Source organism: Aeromicrobium terrae (assembly GCF_008039565.1).
GTDB lineage: Bacteria > Actinomycetota > Actinomycetes > Propionibacteriales > Nocardioidaceae > Aeromicrobium > Aeromicrobium terrae.
In genome coordinates this window covers 503,125-521,587 of the sequence record NZ_VDUX01000002.1, presented here as the reverse complement: position 1 = coordinate 521,587, position 18,463 = coordinate 503,125, and the positions used below count along the sequence as shown (strand labels likewise).

The following is an 18,463-nucleotide window of genomic DNA, read 5'->3' as shown; positions in this document are numbered from 1 at the left end:
GCGCGCGTGCCGGATGCCGCAACGTCCCTGCCGCAGTACACGCCTTCTCCTCGGGAGCTCGACGACGTGGAGCTGCTGCGCATGGGCGTGCTCGCGCCCCTCGACGGCTTCGAGGGCGCGGACAGCGACATCACGCTCGTCGCGCCCACCGAGCTGGTCGAGGCCGCGCAGGAGCTGGGCGGCCTGGAGATCACCGATCCCGAGCAGGTCCCGCTCGCCGTCGTGTCCGTGGAGGACACCTATCCGGCCGGCGAGGGCATGACCGGGGTGGTCGGCGAAGTCCGCGCGCTGCCGGGCATCATCCGCCGGGCGTTCGGCGACCGCTACCGCGCCCCGTCCACGTCCCGCACCAAGATGTCGCCGCGCACCCTGACGGTGCCGGTCGACGCCCCGCTCACCGCGTCCGACCTCGCCACGCTCGCCGAGCTCGTCGACGACCGACCGGTCCTCTTCCTCGTGCTGACCGGCGACGGCTCGCCGCGCGGACTGTCACCGCACGGCCTGATCCGCGCCACCGTCACCGCGGCCGCCGGCTTCGGCGACGCGCACGTCATCGCCGTCCCGGCCGCCGCCCGTGCGGACGAGACCGGCGACCTCGCGTTCCGCCGTCACGTCGCCGCCGCCTACGCTCCCGGCCACGACATCCACTGGCCGAAGGGCGAGGGCCCGCTGACCGAGGAGATCGCCGCGGTCGTCGAGGCCGACCGTCCCACGGGCACCGACCAGGGTCTCGTCGTCTTCTTCACCGGGCTGTCGGGCAGCGGCAAGTCCACGCTCGCCCACGCGCTCTGCGACCGGCTCCTGGAGTCCGGCGGCCGGTCCGTGACGCTGCTCGACGGCGACCGGGTGCGACGCAACCTCTCGAAGGGCCTCACGTTCTCCCGCGAGGACCGCGAGACCAACATCGAGCGCATCGGGTGGGTCGCGGCGGAGGTCGCGCGCCACGGCGGCCTCGCCATCTGCAGCCCGATCGCGCCGTTCGACCGCACCCGCAAGGCCGCCCGCGCGATGGCCGAGGAGGTGGGCGCCGCCTTCGTGCTGTTCCACGTCGCCACGCCGCTGGAGGAGTGCGAGCGGCGCGACCGCAAGCACCTCTACGCCAAGGCACGCCGCGGCGAGGTCACGGACTTCACCGGCATCTCCTCGCCGTACGAGGTCCCCACGGACGCCGACCTGGCGTTCGACACCACCGGTCGCACGGTCGACGACGTGCTGAACGAGATCCTCGAGCTCCTCACCGACCGCGGCTGGCTCCCGCGCGAGGTGCGTGACCCGGTCGTCCTGGCCGTCCCGTGAGCTCCGACGTCGTCGCGCTCCTGATCGCGGCGTTCGGCATCGGCATCGTCGTCGGTCTCACCGGCATGGGCGGTGGCGCCCTGATGACGCCCGCCCTGATCGTCCTCGGCGTGCCGCCGACGTCCGCCGTCGCGAACGACCTCGTGGCGGCCGCGGTCAACAAGTCCGTCGGCGCCGCCGTGCACTGGAGCGAGGGGTCGCCGCACCGGGCGGTCGCCGGCTGGCTGATGCTCGGATCGGTGCCCACGGCGTTCGCCGGGGCGTTCATCGTCCGCGCCGTCGGCGGGGAGGACGCGCAGGACGACTTCGTCAAGACCGCCATCGGCGTCACGCTGCTCGTCGCCGCGAGCACCTATGCGTTCCGCCTCCTGCTCGAGCTGCGCCGCGGACCCGACCTGACGAAGGGCTCGGCCGAGCCCACCGTCCGACCGCTCCTGACCTTCCTCGTCGGCGTCGTCGGCGGCCTGTGCGTCGGCCTCACCTCGGTGGGCTCCGGCACGGTCATGATGGTCGCCCTGCTCGTCCTGTACCCGACGCTCGGCGGCGTCCGCCTCGTCGGCACCGACCTCGTGCAGGCGGTGCCCCTGGTCGTCGCAGCGGCCGCCAGCCACGTGATCGTCACCGGCGTCGACTGGTCCGTGCTGATCCCCCTGATCCTCGGTGGCACCCCGGGGACCTACCTGGGCGCCCGCATCGCGAATCGGGTCCCGCAGTCGATCATCCGCCGGGGCATCGTCATCGTGCTGGCCCTCACCGGGCTCGGCCTGCTCGGCGTCCCGCCCCTCTGGGTGGCCGCCGCGGGGGTGGTGGGCATCGTCGCCGGGACGCTCGCGTGGAGGGCCTGGAGGGCCCGTCACCTGCACCTCTGGATCAGTTGACCAGCGTCAACCTCCCTGACGTGGCGTAACGCACATCCAACTCGTTCGTTGTGTTGGGTGCACGGATGGCACGCCCAGGGGATACCATGTTGCGCACGGGCGCGACTCGCATGGGTATTCGCGACGCAATGAAGCATGGAGAGACGCATGAAGACACTTCGCTTGGCACTGGCCGGAGCGGTTGCTGTTGTCGTTGCATTGTTCGCCACCCTCGGGCCCGCGTTCGCGTACCCGATCACCGTCAACCTCAGCGTCAGCGGCGGCACGCTCGTCGGCGGCAAGCCGATCGAGGTCACGGCCGTGGCCGACAGCACCTGCATGGAGCTGTCCATCACCTACCTCGGTGAGACCGTCTCCGCCTCGGACACCGACACGCTGACCCACACGTTCGACACGCGCAAGGTCACCAAGGTCGAGACCGACCCCGTCACCGCGGACTGCACGTACGACGACCAGTCCGACGAGCCCGACGCCCTGGGCGGCGGCGGCGCCGGCAAGCTCGGCACCAGCCTGGTCCAGGCCCCGGCCCTCGCGCACGCGTCGAACACGATCACGCTGCTGCCCCCGAGCGGTGGCGACGACGGCGGCCTCCTGCCGAACACCGGTGGCGAGCGCCTGGCCTGGCTGCTGATCGGCGGCCTGCTGGTCACCGTGGGTGGCGGCGCGATCGTCGCGTCCCGGCGCCGCACTTCCTGATTGACCACATGACCCGTTCCCGCGCCGGTCTCGGTGCGGGAACGGTTCTTTGTCCCGAGCCGTTCAAGGAGGGGTGATGGCGCGCTCTCGGTCCCGGCGCCGGCCCCACGGCTGGCGACGCGTGACGGAGACTCTCCGGAGCCGCCGCGTCCAGGTCGGCCTGGGTGTGCTGGTCCTGCTCGTCATCGCCGGGGGCATCTTCGTCTCCGAGGCGCTGAAGGCCACCGGTGCGTTGAAGGACGCCCGCGACGAGGCTGCGGTCCTCAAGGAGCAGATCGTGTCCGGCGACGTCAACGGCGCCCGTGCCACGCTCGAGCGGCTCGACCGCGAGACCACACGCGCGCACGACGCGTCGGACGGCCCGCTGTGGTCCATCGGGGCCCACGTCCCGATCGTCGGCAAGAACGTCGACGCGGTCCGCACGGTCGCGCGCGAGATCGACCGCATCACCGACGACGCGCTGCCGTCGATCGTCGACGTCGCCGACCAGGTCCAGCTCGAGACGTTCCGGCCCAAGAACGGCCGGGTCGACGTCGCCGCGCTGGCCGCCATCCGGCCCGTGCTCGAGCGTTCCAACCGGGTGTTCGAGGAGGCGGAGCGCGAGATCGGCTCGTTCGACCCCGGTTCGCTGATCGGCCCGCTGCAGTCGCCCATGCGGAGCACCCAGAACCTCGTCACCGTCAGCGCCTCCGCGGCCGGCGCCGCGGACGACGCCGCGCGGCTCCTGCCGACGATGCTCGCCACCGACGGCAAGAAGCGCACGTACCTGCTCATGGTCCTCAACAACGCCGAGGTCCGTGCCATCGGCGGCATGCCCGGCTCGGTGGCCGTGCTCACCGCCAAGAACGGCAAGGTGACCATGGGGGAGCAGGCCGGCACCCGCAAGGTCGGCTTCGTCAAGAACGGGGCCAAGCTCACCAAGGAGGAGCGGAACCTCCTGGGCAGCTCGCTCACGAAGGACATGCGCGACACCGGCGCCCACCCCGACTTCCCGCGGGCCGCCGAGCTGACGTCGCAGATCGTCGGCAAGCGGCTGGACCGGAAGTTCTCCGGAGCCATCGCGGTCGACCCCGTCGCCCTCGCACTGCTCCTGGGCGGCATCGGCCCGGTCGACCTCGCCGACGGCACCCGGCTCACCAGCTCCAACGCGGCCCAGGTGCTGCTCAACGGCGTGTACGCGAAGTACCCGCTGCAGGCCCAGAAGCAGGACGACGTCTTCGAGCAGGCCGCCCGCGCGATCTTCACGGCCGTCACGTCGGGCCGGGGCAACTCGCAGGCCGTGGTGAAGGCGCTCGTGCGGTCGGTGCGGGCCGGTCACATCAAGGTGTGGTCCAAGGTCCCGGCCGAGCAGAAGCTCATCCTCGACGGCGGCATCTCCGGCGCCCTGAACCGGCACCCCGGCAAGACGCCGTACATCGGCGTCTACGTCGACGACGGCGGCTCCACGAAGATGGAGTACTTCCTGCAGATGAAGACCACCGTGCAGGCCACGCGGTGCTTCGACGACCGGGGCCAGGAGTTCCGGGTCACGACGCAGCTGTCGTCGCTCGCCCCGCCCAACGCCACCCGCTTCACGCGGTCGATCGTCGGTCCGGGCCTCTACGTGAAGCCGGGCTCCATGCGGCTGGTCGTCAGCACGATGGGCCCCACCAAGGGCTTCATGGTCGAGCAGCGGGTCGACGGGCGCCAGGTGCCCCTGTCCGGCGGAGAGCTGTACGACCGCCGTGTCGTGCGCGGCACGGTCGTCATCGCGCCGGGCGAGAGCGTCGTGATCGTCACGACCATGCGGTCGGCTCCGGGCGTCGACGGCGACCCGGTGCTCCAGACCACGCCGGGCATCCGCCCGAACGGCGACGAGGCCAGCAAGTCCGCGTGCTCCTGACAGCCGGGATCGGCTAGCCGATCTCCTTGTCGGACTTCAGGACGTCGTCCGGGTACTTCTTCACGTAGGCGTCCATGTCGTCGTTCTTCATGGCCGTGAAGAGCTCCTTGGACTTGAGCTCGTCGAGCCGCACGATGCTGCCGTAGGTGGGCACGGTCTCGGTGCCGGCTACGGGCGCGGTGAGGAACGTGACGTCGTCGGCGCGGGTGCCGCGCAGCGACAGCGCGAGCGCGCGCATGTCGCGCGGATCCCACTCGGCGTCGACGGTGAGGTTCTCGGTGAGGGCCGACAGCGTCTTGGTGAGCTTGATCGGGTTGGTCATGGTGCCGCGCGCCAGCATCTTCTTCATGAGCGAGCGGAGGAAGTTCTGCTGGCGGGCGATGCGGTCGAAGTCGCCGCGGAGCAGGCCGTAGCGGGTGCGCACGTAGGCGAGCGCCTTGGCGCCCTCGAGGTTCTGCTCGCCGGCGTTCCACTGGATCTTCTGCTTGGGGTCGTAGAACGCGCGGGGGATGTAGACCGGGACGCCACCGACGGCACGGGAGAGGTCCTTGAAGCCGGCCCAGTCGATGATGGCCATGTGCCGCATGCGCACGTCCGTGAGGTGCTCGACGGTGGAGATGGTGCCGTTCGGCCCGTAGTAGGAGAACGCGCCGTTGATCTTCTCCTGGTGCTCCGGCTCGCCCTTCGCGTTGTAGAGCATCGTGAACGTGTCGCGCGGGAGGGACACCAGGTACACGTGCTTCCGGTCGGCGGAGATGTGCACGATCATCAGCGTGTCGCTGCGGTACTTGCCACTCGGCCAGACCTTGCGCTTCGCGTCGTCGGCGATGGTGGTGTTCTTCGGCTCGCCCGGGATGTCCTTGCCCTTGTCGGAGCCGAGGAGCATGACGTTGAGGGCGCGGCCCTTGTCCGGGTCCGGGCGGTCCTTCAGGTCGGCGGTCTTGACCTTGTCGATGTTGTTGAACTTGGAGTTGAGCATGTAGGCGTAGGCCGCGCCGGCGCCCACGACCACGAGGACGAAGCTGAGCAGGCCGATCAGCAGCTTGCGGTGCCGTCGGTGGAAGGGCGTGCCACCGGCGCGACGCTTGCCGGCGCCGCGGTATCGCCGGCCGTGTCTGCGGTCAGCCATCCTGCTCCCTCCTCTCGGACAACCCGCCCATCTTAGGGACAGAACCTGAAATTCCGGTCAGAGGTCGAGGACGAGGGTCGTGGGGCCGTCGTTCGTGAGCGAGATCTCCATGTCCGCCCCGAACACGCCCTCCGCCACCTCGACGCCGAGAGCCCGCAGAGCGGCGCAGAACGCGTCGTACAGCGGCTCGGCCACGGGTCCGGGAGCCGCCGCGTTCCAGGTGGGCCGACGCCCCTTGCGGGCGTCGCCGTAGAGCGTGAACTGGCTGACGACGAGCACGCCGGCGCCGGTGTCGGCCACGGACTGCTCCTCGCGGAGGATCCGCAGCGTGTGGATCTTGGCCGCGAGCCGCTCCGCCTGCTCGACGGTGTCGTCGTGCGTGACGCCGAGCAGCACGACGAGCCCGACGCCGATCTCGCCGGTGGTGGCGCCCTCGACCCGGACCTCGGCCCGGCTGACCCGCTGCACCACCGCCCTCACGCCGATCAGCCTAAACCGCAGGTCGATACGCTGGATCCCATGGCGTTCGAGATTCCCGCCGATCTCCACCCGGACCTGGCGAAGGTCGCGTGGCTGCTCGGCACGTGGCACGGCAACGGCCGTGGCGACTACCCGACGATCGACGCCTTCTCGTACGAGCAGGAGGTCGTGTTCGCGCACGACACCCGCCCGTTCCTGCACTACTTCAGCCGCGCCTGGATCACCGACGAGGCCGGCCAGCGCCTGCGCCCTGGCGCGCTCGAGACCGGTTTTCTCCGGCTGGCGGGTGACGCCCCGGACGGCGACGGTGTGCAGGTGGAGCTGGTCCTCGCGCACCCCACCGGCTACGCCGAGATCTGGTACGGCACGGTCGAGGGTCCGCGCATCACCCTCACCACCGACGTCGTCGCGCGCACCGTCACGGCCAAGGAGTACACCGCCGGTCAGCGCATGTACGGACTGGTCGAGGGCGACCTCATGTACGCCTACGACATGGCGGCCGAGGGGCAGTCGCTGCAGTCGCACCTGTGGGGCAGGTTGGCCCGTGTCTGAGCGCAGCCCCCTCCTCGACCTCGCGGGCGCCGTCGAGGCCGATCCGCCCGACGCCGGCGTGGCCGCCCACTACGGCTCCATCGTCCCCGAGCAGCGCCGCCTCGTGGCCGGCGACGGGTTCGTCGACCTCTCGCACCGCGACGTCCTCTCGATCACCGGCCCCGACCGCCTCACCTGGCTGCACTCGCTCACCACGCAGCACCTCGAGCAGCTCGAGCCCGGCGTGCGCACCGAGGTCCTGCTGCTCTCGCCGCAGGGCCGCATCGAGCACGCGTTCGCAGGGATCGACGACGGCGAGACGTTCTGGGCCCACACCGAGCCGGGCGCCGGCGAGGCGCTCGTGGCGTTCCTGGACTCGATGCGCTTCATGATGCGCGTCGTGGTGGCGCTCGTCCCCGACCGCGCGGTGGTAGCCACCGGCCCGGACGCGTGGGAGCTGGTCCGTCGCGACGAGCTCGCGGCCCTGCCCGACCGGCTGGGCGCTCCCGTCGGCGTGTGGGCCCACGAGGCGCTCCGCATCGCCGCCGGCATCCCGCGCTTCGGCCTCGACACCGACGACCGCACCATCCCCAACGAGGTGGGCCTGCTCGGCCGCGCCGTGCACCTGGAGAAGGGCTGCTACCGCGGGCAGGAGACGGTCGCCCGCGTGCACACGCTCGGCCGCCCGCCCCGCCGCCTCGTCCTGCTGCACCTCGACGGGTCGGTCGACCACCTCCCGCCGCACGGCGCGGACGTGATGCTCGACGACACCCGCGTCGGGTTCGTCGGGTCAGCGGCCCGGCACCACGAGCTCGGGCCGGTCGCCCTCGCCCTCGTCAAGCGGAACGTCGACGTCGACGTCACGCTCCTCGCCGACGGCGTGGCCGCCGCGCAGGAGGCCCTGGTCGATCCGGAGGCCGGTCTGCACGTGCGGCCGGTCCTGGGCGGGACCCCGGCAGGGGTGCCGGGCCCTGGGCGGCGAGTGACCGGCCCATGAAGCGCTTCCCGCTCCTCGCCGTCTGCACCGCCAACATCTGCCGGTCGCCGATGATGGAGGTGCTCCTCCGCGACCAGCTCGACCCGGACCGCTTCGAGATCGCCAGCGCCGGCGTGCGCGGCTGGGACGCGGCGCCCGTCGACAGCATGGTGGTGCTCGAGCTCGCCCGGCTCGGTCACTCGGTCAGCGAGTTCCGCTCCCGCGCGCTCCAGCTGCACCACGTGGAGGAGGCGGCCCTCGTCCTCACGGCCGCGCGCGAGCACCGGGCCGAGGTCCTGGCGCTCTCGCCGCAGGCGCTCCGCAAGACCTTCACCCTGCGCGAGTTCGCGGCCCTCGTCGCCGACTCCGAGGCCACCACGCTGGAGGACCTCGTGGTCGACGCCTCCCGTCGCCGCAGCACCGCTCCGGTGGACATCGACGTGCAGGACCCGTACCGTCGCGAACCGGACGTGCACCGGCGTGTGGCCGACCAGATTGCCGCCGCTGTCGACGTCGTGGCAGCCAAATTGTCGATTTTGACCTCCAAGCCCCGCGTCCCGCGTCCACAATGAGATGACCGGCACGGTGCGCCCCGCTCGTCACACGGAAACCGTCCGTAACTTTTCGATTACTGAACGGTTGTTAACTGCGGGGGACGTCACAACTCGGGTCGCTGGGGCGGAAGCGCCGGCGAGACGGCGTAAGGGGATGTCAGAGTGGTACAGGACCTGCAGGGCCTCCGATTCGACGTCGCCACAGCGTCCTCGCTGCGACTCGTCGAGTCCCCTGCTGATCGGACCGAGATGACCGTCGGGCGCTCCGTGTGGGAGCGCCGGCTGACGCGTAGCATCCTGCTGACTGACTTCATCGTGCTGGCCCTGGCGATCGGCCTCGCACACGTCCTCCGATACCGCACGCTGTCCGCTCCCGACGTCGACGACTTCGGGTACCGCGTCTTCAGCGTGGTCCTCTTCGGTGCGTGGATGGTCGCGCTCGTGACGTTCCGCACCCACGAGCCCAAGGTCCTCGACGCCGGCAGCCGCCAGTACCAGGCGGTCGCCCGGGCGTCCTTCGCCGTCTTCGGCTGGCTCGCGATCGCCACCTTGATGTTCAAGTGGAACCCGTCCCGCGGGTTCATCATCATGGCGTTCGCCTTCGGCATCTCGATCCTGTTCATCGAGCGCCGCCTCTGGCGCACCTGGGTCAACCGCAGCCGTCGTCAGGGCCGCTACCTGTCCAAGGTGCTCGTCATCGGCGGCGTCCGCAGCGCCAAGACCATGACGCTCCGGTTCTCCGAGGATGCCGGTTCCGGCTTCCGCGTGGCCGGCGTCTGGGTGCCCGACCGCGTCGCCGCCCCGGACGAGCGGTTCCACGTCGCCGACACGGCCGTGCCGGTCATGGGCACCGAGAGCGACCTCGGCCAGGCCCTCGGCTGCGACTCGGTCGACACCGTCGTCGTCACGGACACCGAGCACCTCGGTCACGACGGCATGCGCGAGCTCGCATGGGCGCTGGAGGACCGCGACGTGAACCTGCTCGTGGCCCCGAACGTGGTCGACGTCGCCGGTCCGCGCATCCACCTCGAGGCGCACGGCAACATGCCGCTGATCTACCTGTCCGGCCCGAGCTACTCGCGCGCCCGCACCGTCCGCCGGGCCCTGTTCGACCGCACGTTCGCGGCGCTCGTGCTGCTCGCCAGCTCACCGGTGTGGCTGGCCGCCATGCTGGCCATCAAGCTCACCAGCCGCGGCCCGGTGTTCTACCGGTCCGAGCGCATCGGCACCCACGGCGTGCCGTTCCAGATGCTCAAGCTGCGCACGATGGTCCACGGGGCCGATCAGCAGCGCGAGGAGCTGGAGCACCACAACGAGGGCGCCGGCCCGCTGTTCAAGCTGCGCGACGACCCGCGCGTCACGAAGGTCGGCCGGATCCTGCGGCGCTACAGCATCGACGAGATCCCGCAGTTCTTCAACGTGCTCCGCGGCGACATGAGCGTCGTGGGACCGCGGCCGCCCCTGCGCGCCGAGGTCGACCTCTACGACGAGCACACTCATCGCCGCCTGCTGGTGAAGCAGGGCGTCACCGGCCTGTGGCAGGTCAGCGGCCGGTCGGACCTCTCGTGGGAGGACTCGGTGCGGCTCGACCTCGACTACGTCGAGAACTGGACGATGCTGCGCGACATCCAGATCATCATCCGCACCGCGCGCGCCGTCCTCGCCTCGAAGGGTGCCTACTGACCGGCCGGTGTGGTTTACCAGGTTCAGTAGGCAAACTGGCACTCCTCATGGCAGATCTGCCGTGAGGAGTGCAAGGTTGCCGTGCGACGTCGCGGCGGTGCCCGCGGTTTGCCATGAGATGTGGGCAAATACCCACTGAACCTGGGAAACCGCCGGTACAGGACACTGGACCGGTGGACTCCGTCAGCTTCGCCGATCTCGGCCTCGGCCCGGCGATCGTCGAGGTCCTCACCTCGCTCGGCTACGAGACGCCCACGCCCATCCAGGAGCAGGCCGTCCCGGCGCTGCTGGAGGGTCGCGACGTCGTCGGGCTGGCGCAGACCGGCACGGGCAAGACGGCCGCGTTCGCGCTGCCGATCCTCGAGCGGATCGATCCGACCCGCAAGCAGACGCAGGCGCTCGTGCTCGCGCCCACCCGCGAGCTCGCGCTGCAGGTGTGTGAGGCCATCACGTCGTACGCCGCGCGCATCAAGGGCGTCCGGGTGCTGCCGGTGTACGGCGGGCAGGGCTACGGCGCGCAGCTGTCCGGGTTGGAGCGCGGCGCACACGTGGTCGTCGGCACGCCGGGCCGCGTCATGGACCACCTCGACCGCGGCAGCCTCGACCTGTCCAACCTCGACCACCTGGTCCTCGACGAGGCGGACGAGATGCTGGCGATGGGCTTCGCCGACGACGTCGAGCGGATCCTCGCCGACACCCCCGAGTACAAGCAGGTGGCGCTGTTCTCGGCCACGATGCCGGCGCAGATCCGGCGGCTCGCGAAGCGCTACCTGCACGACCCCGTCGACATCGCCACGGCCGCCGCCACCACGTCCACCACCACCGTGCGGCAGCGCTGGATCCAGGTCGCCCACCACGCCAAGCTCGACACCCTGACGCGCATCCTCGAGGTCGAGGCGGGCGACGGGATGATCGTCTTCGTTCGCACCAAGCAGGCCACCGAGGACCTCGCCGAGCGGCTGCGGTCACGCGGGTTCGCGGCGGCGGCCATCAACGGCGACCTCGTGCAGGCGCAGCGCGAGCGCACGATCGGCGCCCTCCGCTCCGGCGCCCTCGACCTTCTTGTCGCCACCGACGTCGCCGCGCGCGGCCTCGACGTCGAGCGGATCACGCACGTCGTCAACTACGACATCCCGCACGACCCCGAGGCCTACGTGCACCGCGTCGGCCGCACCGGCCGGGCGGGACGCTCCGGCGAGGCGATCCTGTTCGTCACGCCGCGCGAGCGGCGCCTGCTGGCCGCCATCGAGAAGGTGTCCGGGCGTCCGGTCGAGGAGATGCGCGTCCCGTCGGTCGACGAGGTCAACGAGCGGCGCACGGCCCGCTTCGCGCAGGCGATCACCGAGAGCATGGGCTCGCCGCAGTTCCACACGTTCCGTGCCCTCGTCGAGGAGTACGCGCGCGACCACGCGGTCGACATGACCGACGTCGCCGCCGGCCTCGCCGTGATGGGCGCGGACGACAAGGAGTTCTTCCTGCGGCCCGATCCGCCCAAGGCACCGCGCGCGGAGCGGCCGCAGCGCGACCGCGGGGAGCGACCCGAGCGTGCGCCGCGGCCCACGTCGTCCGGCGGGGGTGCCGGGCCGCGGGCGGCGAACAGCACCGGTTTCGCTCCCTATCGGATCGCCGTCGGCAAGCGGCACAAGATCGGGCCGTCGGCCATCGTGGGCGCCCTGGCGAACGAGGGCGGCCTGCGTCGCGCCGACTTCGGGAGGATCACGATCGGCGTCGAGCACTCCATCGTCGAGCTGTCCACGGACGTGCCCGACGAGGTGTTCGACGCGCTCGCCAACACCCGGATCTCCGGCAAACGCATCGACATCCGGCCCGACACCGGGCCGCCGCGGCGGACGAACGCGAAGCCGGACCGCAAGCCTCGCCAGAAGCGCCGGTAGTCGGCTCGACCGTTGCCTATCCTGGTCTGATGCGCCGCCTGCACAACACGTCCCGCGACTACGACTGGGGCTCGACGGTCGACATCCCGCGCTTCCTGCGGGACGATCCCGCCGGCCGTCCGGTGGCCGAGGTGTGGATGGGCACGCACCCGCTCGGCGCGTCGTCGGTGGACACCGACGGCGGACGTGAGCCGCTGGCGACGGTCTCCGGCGACCTGCCGTTCATGGTGAAGCTGTTGGCCGCCAGCCGTCCGCTGTCCATCCAGGTGCACCCGAGCGCGCAGCTGGCGCGGGCCGGCTTCGATCAGGAGGAGGCGGCGGGTGTGCCCGTCGACGCCCCGCACCGCGTCTACCGCGACCCGCACCACAAGCCGGAGATGGTCTACGCCCTCACGACGTTCGACACGCTCGTCGGCTTCCGCCCCACGGCGGAGATCCTGCGCGTCCTCACCGCGATCGAGTCGCCGCTCGTGCAGTCGATCGTGGAGAACCTGCACGAGCGTCCGGGCTTCACGGGCATCGTCCGCGTCGTCGAGCGGCTGCTCGACGACAAGCCGGACGTCGAGGAGGTCGACCGCGTCGTCGAGTCCTGCCGCCGGCTGCACGGCCAGGGGATCGACATCAAGCGCGCGTACGCCACGGCGGTGGAGATCGCCGAGCACCATCCGGGCGACGTCGGCATCCTCATCTCGCTGCTGCTCAACCGGCTCACGCTGCAGCCGGGGGAGGCGGCGTTCCTCGGCGCCGGCATCATCCACGCGCACCTGCAGGGCATGTGCCTGGAGGTCATGGCGTCGTCGGACAACGTCCTGCGCGCCGGTCTCACCACCAAGCACCTGGACCCGGTCGGCCTGGTGCGCTGCCTCGACAAGGGCATGTCCCGCCTGGCCCGCGTCACGCCGGAGCTGTTCGGCTTCTCCACGGACGTGTTCAGCCCCGACGTCGAGGAGTTCGCGCTGTCCGTCACGCAGTGCTCACGCGCCGAGCCGGACGGCGCGCCGCTGCCGGACGCCCCGCGCCGCATCGTCGTGTGCACGGGCGGTGAGGTCGAGCTGGTGAACGCAACGGGCGATCGCGAGCTGCTCAAGCGCGGCGACGCGGTCTACGCCGACGAGAACGACGGTGCTCTGGTCGGCGTCGGCACCGGCGAGCTGGCCCAGGCCTACAGCCCGACGGCGGACACCCCCGCCGCCGAGCTCACCGACCTGGTCTGAGGACTTGGGCCGGGCCCGTGGCTGCGTGAGTCCCGGCGTTCCCGGCGCGGATCCTGTACCCGCGCGCGCGGAACCCAAACGTCCGGATGTTCTGCGCATCACATCGCTCGCTGACCCCTCCGTCCTCGAGATTTGCTCCGCAAGCCACCACCGCCGACGTGGTCAGTGGTGGTTCTGGGAGCAAATCTCGTGGCAGGGCGGCCACCGATGCCGCGACAATGGGTGGATGACGGACGCCCCCGCCTTCCGCATCTGGCCCCCGGTCGCGCTCGGGGTGCCGTGGCTGGCCGGGGTCGTCGTCACCGAGGTCGCCGGTGACCCGTGGTCGCTCGACGACGGCTGGGCGCGGGCCACGGGGTGGATCCTCGTGGCGCTCTTCGGCGTCTGGAACGGCTGGTGCCTGGCCCTGATGTCGAAGCACGAGACGGCGCTGCTGCCCGGCGGCAGCACGCGGGTGATCCTCGACTCCGGGCCGTTCGGCCTCAGCCGCAACCCGCTGTACGTCGGCCTCACGGCCCTGACCGCCGGCCTCGCCCTGCTGGTCCCGTCGGCCTGGGCCCTGCTGTCGGTGCCGGTCGGCTTCGCGTTCCTGTGGTGGGGCGCCGTGCGCCCCGAGGAGAAGTACCTGGCGGCGAAGTTCGGCGACGACTACGCCGACTACCGGCGCCGCGTCCGCCGCTGGCTCTAGACGAGGTCCGTGCGGCCGTCGCGCTTGAGCGCGGCCGGGACCTCCTTGACCTGCTGGGCGTGCTCCATCGTGGTCACGAGCAGGGCGTCGTCCGTCCGCACCACGATCGCGTCGTGGATGCCGACGACGGCGATCGTCGTGCCGTCCTCCGCGTGCGCGTACCCGCTGCCGTCCACCCAGACGGTGTCGGAGGAGCCTGCGTTCCCCAGGGCGTGGAGCGCGGCGAAGTCGCCGAGGTCGTCCCAGTCGAAGGCGCCGGGCACGACCGCGATGCCGCCCTCGAGCGAGACGGGTTCGGCGATCGCGTGGTCGATGGCGATGGGCGTGAGCGTCGGCCAGGTGTCCTCCAGCTCGCGCTGGCGGTCCGGGGTGTCCCAGGCCAGGGCGATCCGCTCCAGGCCGGCGTGCAGGTGCGGCTGCAGCCGGGCGAGGTGCCCGAGCAGCATGTCGGTGCGCCCGACGAACATGCCGGCGTTCCAGCTGAACGACCCGCTCCGTACGTACTCGGCGGCGGTGGCGGCGTCCGGCTTCTCGACGAAGCGGCTGACGGCCCGCGCGGACGGGGCGTCGGCGACGTCGAGCAGGTCGCCGGACTCGATGTAGCCGAACGCCGTGGAGGGGCTGCGCGGCTCGATGCCGATGGTGGCGATCATGCCCGCCTCGGCGACCGCGACGGCCTGCCGGAACGATCGCGCGAATCCGGCGGTGTCGGTGATGACCTGGTCGGCGGCGAAGGAGCCGATGATCGCGCCGGGCTGACGACGGGCGAGGACGGCGGCGGCGAGACCGATGGCCGGCATGCTGTCGCGCGGGGACGGCTCGACGAACAGTCCACCCAGGTCCGGCAGCTGCTCCTGCACGAGCGGGGCGTGGGCAGGGCCGGTGACGACGTGGATCTGGTCGGGCGGCACGATCTCGGCCAGCCGGTCGTACGTCTGCTGGAGCAGCGTCCGCCCGGCCCCGGTGAGGTCCAGGAGGAACTTCGGTCGCGACTGCCGCGACAGCGGCCACAGCCGCGTGCCTGCGCCTCCCGCCGGTATGACGGCATGCACGGACTCCAGGTTCACCCGACCTCCCTCAATCGGCCCCGAGATTGCCCGCCAAGTGGTGTGCGGACATCGTAGCCGTCGGTTACTCGCCGGTCAGGCCACCCACGGTCGTGGTCGGGGTGGGGGCGCCGATGGTGACGCTCGCCGCGTCGAGGGCGACGGTCGCGCGCAGCGCGTTGTGGTCGGAGACGACCGGGCGGACGTACCGGCCGCCGGCCATCCGCACCAGCTGCTTCCAGCCGACGACGGAGAACTCGTTCGACACGAAGATGTGGTCGACGTAGGCGCCGGAGCTCGGCACGCCGGTGCCCATCGTGTGGCCGCTGTTGAACTGCCGGTTGACCGGGTCCTTCGCGAGCTCGACGGAGTCCTCCAGGCCCGCCGACCGCATCATCGCGCCGGGGGAGTCCTTGCCGCGGTGACGGCCGGAGTTGAAGTCGCCGGCGTAGATGATCGGCAGGCCGCGGTCGTTGATGCTCCGCATGCGACTGAGCAGGACCCGCATCTCGCTCGCACGTTTGGCGTCGTTACCGTGACCGTTCTCCAGGTGCACGTCGACGAGGATGAACTGGCGGCCGGTGGCCTTCAGCACGAAGCGCGCCCACGTGGCGTGCCGGCCGTGCCCGACCGCGAAGTAGCCGCCGCTCTTCTGGGTGAACAGGGCCGGCCGGTAGAAGATGTACCGCGCCTTGGCGCCGCCGCTCGCCCGCACGTAGCCCTGCGAGTGCCCCGTGAAGATCGCGTTCGTGGTGGCACCGACCCGCTTCCCGCCCGCCTCCTGCAGCGCGAAGATGTCGATCGCGTTGTCGTCGAGGAAGTCCGCCATGATGCGCGCCCGCGACGAGTAGCCGGAGCACTTCTCCGAGCAGACGTTCCAGGTGCCGACGTTGAACGCGGCCTCGCGCATGCGGGTCTTCACGTCGACCGGCTTGCCGAACGCGCCGACGCTGTCGCCGTTGACCGGGCGCACGCGCAGCCAGTACCGCGTGCCGGCCGCCATCGACGTGGTGACGAACCGGGCCTCGCTGCCGAGGGTGCGCACGGACGTGACGTCGCCGGTGAAGTCCTTGGAGCGGGCGATGTCGACGTCGTACTGTCGGGCGTTGGCGACGGGCTTCCAGACCAGGCGGACGCCGTCGGCGGCGACCTTGTCGACCTTCACGGCGGGCATCGCGGCGGGCTTGAGCGTGAACCGCCGGGTGCGTGACGGCACGACGTCGTCGCCGTGCACGGCGTCCACGCGGTAGTAGCGGTCGGAGCCGGGCGTGCTCGGCTTCAGGTCCGACAGCGTCACCGTGGGCTTCTTCACCCGGATCTTCCGGGTGTCCTTGGTCAGGGCGCGGTCCGAGCCGATGAGCACGACGTACGCGTCGGCGTCGTCGGTGGGCTGCCACTCGAGCTCGACGCTGGTGGGCGACAGGGCGGTGGCCGCAAGATGGGTCGGCGGGTCGGCCGAGGCCGTCAGCGCCCGGGTGACCAGCAGCCCGACGACGAGCGTGCCCACCACGGCGGTGACGACGAGCGACAGCCCGAGGCCGCGGTTCCGCACCGCACGACGGCGCCCGCCTCGGGGGCGCCCAGCACCTCGCGCGGACGACGTGCGTCGGCGCGCGGGCAGGCGGCGATGATTGACCACGGCGCTCCAGGGCAAGAGGTGTGCCGGAGAAGTATACGAGTCGCCGCTTGGCAGCCACGGCGTCGGTCGTCAGGGAGCGGACGGTGCTGCCGGCACCTCGACGACCGTCATGACCGGGTTGTGGTCCGTGGCGAACGGCGTCCGGTAGTTCCCGCTCGACGTGATCGTGATGACGACCTTCCACGCCTTCACCACGAGGTCGGGCGTGATGTACACGTGGTCGATGTGGTCCGAGTGCTTCGTCGGCGGGTTCTTGGCCTGGTTGGCGCTGTTCCAGACCACGTTCTCGGGCGCCGTGGCCTTCGTGACGGAGTCGGGGATGCCCGCGGCCGTGAAGACCTTCAGGGGCGCGTCGTAGCCGCCGGGGTACTTGGACTGGTTGGCGTTGCTCTTGTTGGAGTTGAAGTCGCCGGCGTAGATGACCGGGAGCTTGCGCGTGTTCGCCGTCTTCACGCCCGCGAGCAGCGCCTTGGTCTGCGCCTCGCGCTGCCGGTCGTGCGTGACGCCCTTGTACGGCTCGAGGTGGGCGTCGACCAGCATCACCCGGGAGCCGCTGGCCTGGTCACGCACCTCGGCCCAGACCGCGTACCGGTTGCGGGCCTTGTCCAGCGTGATGCTGCCGTAGCGCATGCGCGTGAAGCGGTCCTTGCGGACGAACAGCGACTTCGAGCTCTTGTAGGCGTAGAGCCCGAACCCCGGCAGCTGGGTGCCGAAGTTCGTGTCCTTGGAGTGCGACTCCTGCGTGGCGACGACGTCGGGGTCCTCGGCGCGGACGATGGCGCCGGCGAGCGGCTTGCGCTTCGACCACGTCGGCAGGATCGACGCCGGCTTGTCGCCGAGGCACTTGTCCTGGCCGCACAGGTTGTAGGTCATGACCCGCACCTCGAACGGCTTGGTCGGCAGCACCTGGGTCACGCTGGTGCTCCAGGGGCCGGCCTTCGTGTCGTTCATGCCGCGGACGCGCGCGTAGTACCGGGTACCTGCCTTGAGGTCGTCGACGACGTGGCTGACGTCGGCGACCGTGGTGGAGACCGGGCTGTCGAACGTCGACGACGTGCTGACCTGCAGCGTGTAGGTGCCCGCGTTGCGCTGCGGGTCCCACGCGACCCGGAAGCCGTTCGGGGTGACGTCGTTCAAGGTCACGCCGGTGATCTTCAGGACCGTCAGGTCCGCGACGACGTCCGGGCTGGCCTTCGTGCCGGCGCTGTTGCGCGCGATGACCTTGTACACGTAGTCGTGGCCCGCGACCGGGGTCAGGCCGTCGATCCGGGCCATGCGCTTGCTCGAGTAGGGCGAGCGGCTCACGCAGGTGGCCGGGTCGGCCGGGCGGGCGACGCACAGCGAGTAGGAGATCGCGCCGGAAGCGGCGTTCCACTCGGCGATGATGTTGTTGGAGCGCACCAGCGCGGTGACACCGGTCGGCGCCGAGGGCAGGTAGCCGACCGTGAACGCCTTGTTCGCCGAGAGCGAGTGGCCCGAGCCGGCGAACGCATACACGGCGAAGTAGTAGAACGCCGTGCGCTTCGGGATGCCGGAGATCTTCACGGTCGGGGTCTTCGTCGACGCCGACTTCAGGTAGCAGGACGTGGACGTGCTGGTCTTCCGGACGCACACCTTGTAGCTCGACGCGCCGGGCACGGCGGTCCAGGTGAACGTCGCGGTGGTGCCGGACGACGTGGCGGCCAGCCCGGTGGCCGGGGCCAGGGTCGCCGCGTCGGCGGCGGGGGCCGTCAGGACGGCGGCCAGGAGTGCGCCGGCGACGACGAGGCGTCGGAGCGTGACGGGCATGAGGATCCTCACTGGTGGGGGAAGATGCGCCCGAGTGCGCACGACCAGTCCCCCGAGGCTACCCGGAATCTGTGGCAGTTGGGAAGAA

Annotated in this window: 16 protein-coding genes; 11 read left to right on the top strand and 5 right to left on the bottom strand. The window is 71.0% G+C overall.

The features are described 5' to 3' along the window. Window positions 1-6 precede the first annotated feature (6 nt). The 4 genes from cysC to FHP06_RS06180 all read left to right on the top strand — a co-directional run bounded on the left by cysC (window position 7) and on the right by FHP06_RS06180 (window position 4,752). Entirely contained in the window at window positions 7-1,296 is a 1,290-nt protein-coding gene (gene cysC, locus FHP06_RS06195) for an adenylyl-sulfate kinase (RefSeq protein WP_222706381.1), read from the top strand. Then, window positions 1,293-2,174, top strand: a complete 882-nt coding sequence (locus FHP06_RS06190; protein ID WP_222706380.1) for a sulfite exporter TauE/SafE family protein — start codon at window positions 1,293-1,295, stop codon at window positions 2,172-2,174. The genes cysC and FHP06_RS06190 overlap by 4 nt, the downstream gene beginning before the upstream one ends. 147 nt (window positions 2,175-2,321) lie before the next feature. Then, window positions 2,322-2,870 carry an LPXTG cell wall anchor domain-containing protein gene (locus FHP06_RS06185; protein WP_147684809.1) on the top strand — a complete coding sequence of 183 codons (549 nt, stop codon included), beginning with the start codon at window positions 2,322-2,324 and terminating at the stop codon, window positions 2,868-2,870. Between the two features lie 121 nt (window positions 2,871-2,991). Next, window positions 2,992-4,752 carry a DUF4012 domain-containing protein gene (locus FHP06_RS06180; protein ID WP_187271807.1) on the top strand — a complete coding sequence of 587 codons (1,761 nt, stop codon included), beginning with the start codon at window positions 2,992-2,994 and terminating at the stop codon, window positions 4,750-4,752. A gap of 13 nt (window positions 4,753-4,765) precedes the next feature. On the opposite strand, the gene FHP06_RS06175 is transcribed toward FHP06_RS06180, so the two are convergent. Next, window positions 4,766-5,881 carry an LCP family protein gene (locus tag FHP06_RS06175; RefSeq protein WP_147684805.1) on the bottom strand — a complete coding sequence of 372 codons (1,116 nt, stop codon included), beginning with the start codon at window positions 5,879-5,881 and terminating at the stop codon, window positions 4,766-4,768. A gap of 57 nt (window positions 5,882-5,938) precedes the next feature. Further along, on the bottom strand, window positions 5,939-6,361 hold the full coding sequence (gene dtd, locus FHP06_RS06170) for a D-aminoacyl-tRNA deacylase (protein WP_147684803.1): 423 nt from the start codon (window positions 6,359-6,361) through the stop codon (window positions 5,939-5,941). 39 nt (window positions 6,362-6,400) lie between these two features. Here dtd and FHP06_RS06165 point away from each other — a divergent pair, with 39 nt between their 5' ends. The 7 genes from FHP06_RS06165 to FHP06_RS06135 all read left to right on the top strand — a co-directional run bounded on the left by FHP06_RS06165 (window position 6,401) and on the right by FHP06_RS06135 (window position 13,902). Beyond that, window positions 6,401-6,913: an FABP family protein gene (locus tag FHP06_RS06165; protein ID WP_147684801.1), complete on the top strand. Its 513-nt coding sequence runs from the start codon at window positions 6,401-6,403 to the stop codon at window positions 6,911-6,913. Then, the gene (ygfZ, locus tag FHP06_RS06160; RefSeq protein ID WP_147684799.1) at window positions 6,906-7,889 is read left to right on the top strand and encodes a CAF17-like 4Fe-4S cluster assembly/insertion protein YgfZ; all 984 of its coding nucleotides are present in this window, start codon (window positions 6,906-6,908) and stop codon (window positions 7,887-7,889) included. Before FHP06_RS06165 ends, ygfZ begins: the two co-directional genes overlap by 8 nt. Further along, complete coding sequence (locus FHP06_RS06155; RefSeq protein WP_147684797.1) at window positions 7,886-8,440, top strand: arsenate reductase/protein-tyrosine-phosphatase family protein; 555 nt, start codon at window positions 7,886-7,888, stop codon at window positions 8,438-8,440. The genes ygfZ and FHP06_RS06155 overlap by 4 nt, the downstream gene beginning before the upstream one ends. A gap of 231 nt (window positions 8,441-8,671) precedes the next feature. After that, window positions 8,672-10,105 carry a sugar transferase gene (locus tag FHP06_RS06150; protein WP_147684795.1) on the top strand — a complete coding sequence of 478 codons (1,434 nt, stop codon included), beginning with the start codon at window positions 8,672-8,674 and terminating at the stop codon, window positions 10,103-10,105. Between the two features lie 173 nt (window positions 10,106-10,278). Then, complete coding sequence (locus FHP06_RS06145; RefSeq protein ID WP_230973422.1) at window positions 10,279-12,000, top strand: DEAD/DEAH box helicase; 1,722 nt, start codon at window positions 10,279-10,281, stop codon at window positions 11,998-12,000. A gap of 29 nt (window positions 12,001-12,029) precedes the next feature. Then, window positions 12,030-13,214, top strand: coding sequence for a mannose-6-phosphate isomerase, class I (gene manA, locus FHP06_RS06140; RefSeq protein ID WP_147684791.1), 1,185 nt, complete (start codon window positions 12,030-12,032; stop codon window positions 13,212-13,214). Between the two features lie 226 nt (window positions 13,215-13,440). Beyond that, window positions 13,441-13,902 carry a methyltransferase family protein gene (locus FHP06_RS06135; protein ID WP_147684789.1) on the top strand — a complete coding sequence of 154 codons (462 nt, stop codon included), beginning with the start codon at window positions 13,441-13,443 and terminating at the stop codon, window positions 13,900-13,902. On the opposite strand, the gene FHP06_RS06130 is transcribed toward FHP06_RS06135, so the two are convergent. The 3 genes from FHP06_RS06130 to FHP06_RS06120 form a co-directional block, all read right to left on the bottom strand. Then, window positions 13,899-14,969, bottom strand: coding sequence for a mannose-1-phosphate guanylyltransferase (locus FHP06_RS06130; RefSeq protein WP_230973421.1), 1,071 nt, complete (start codon window positions 14,967-14,969; stop codon window positions 13,899-13,901). The genes FHP06_RS06135 and FHP06_RS06130 overlap by 4 nt on opposite strands. A 64-nt stretch (window positions 14,970-15,033) precedes the next feature. Then, window positions 15,034-16,500 (bottom strand): endonuclease/exonuclease/phosphatase family protein, encoded by a 1,467-nt coding sequence (locus tag FHP06_RS06125; RefSeq protein ID WP_147684785.1) that lies wholly within the window; start codon window positions 16,498-16,500, stop codon window positions 15,034-15,036. 156 nt (window positions 16,501-16,656) lie between these two features. Then, window positions 16,657-18,375: a fibronectin type III domain-containing protein gene (locus FHP06_RS06120; RefSeq protein WP_147684784.1), complete on the bottom strand. Its 1,719-nt coding sequence runs from the start codon at window positions 18,373-18,375 to the stop codon at window positions 16,657-16,659. Between the last annotated feature and the right edge of the window lie 88 nt (window positions 18,376-18,463).

Bases quoted from the DNA above. Each gene is read 5' to 3' on its own strand.
- FHP06_RS06185 (WP_147684809.1), top strand. From the start codon at position 2,322: ATGAAGACACTTCGCTTGGCACTGGCCGGAGCGGTTGCTGTTGTCGTT.
- FHP06_RS06175 (WP_147684805.1), bottom strand. From the start codon at position 5,881: ATGGCTGACCGCAGACACGGCCGGCGATACCGCGGCGCCGGCAAGCGT.
- FHP06_RS06165 (WP_147684801.1), top strand. From the start codon at position 6,401: ATGGCGTTCGAGATTCCCGCCGATCTCCACCCGGACCTGGCGAAGGTC.
- FHP06_RS06155 (WP_147684797.1), top strand. From the start codon at position 7,886: ATGAAGCGCTTCCCGCTCCTCGCCGTCTGCACCGCCAACATCTGCCGG.
- FHP06_RS06150 (WP_147684795.1), top strand. From the start codon at position 8,672: ATGACCGTCGGGCGCTCCGTGTGGGAGCGCCGGCTGACGCGTAGCATC.
- manA (WP_147684791.1), top strand. From the start codon at position 12,030: ATGCGCCGCCTGCACAACACGTCCCGCGACTACGACTGGGGCTCGACG.
- FHP06_RS06135 (WP_147684789.1), top strand. From the start codon at position 13,441: ATGACGGACGCCCCCGCCTTCCGCATCTGGCCCCCGGTCGCGCTCGGG.
- FHP06_RS06120 (WP_147684784.1), bottom strand. From the start codon at position 18,375: ATGCCCGTCACGCTCCGACGCCTCGTCGTCGCCGGCGCACTCCTGGCC.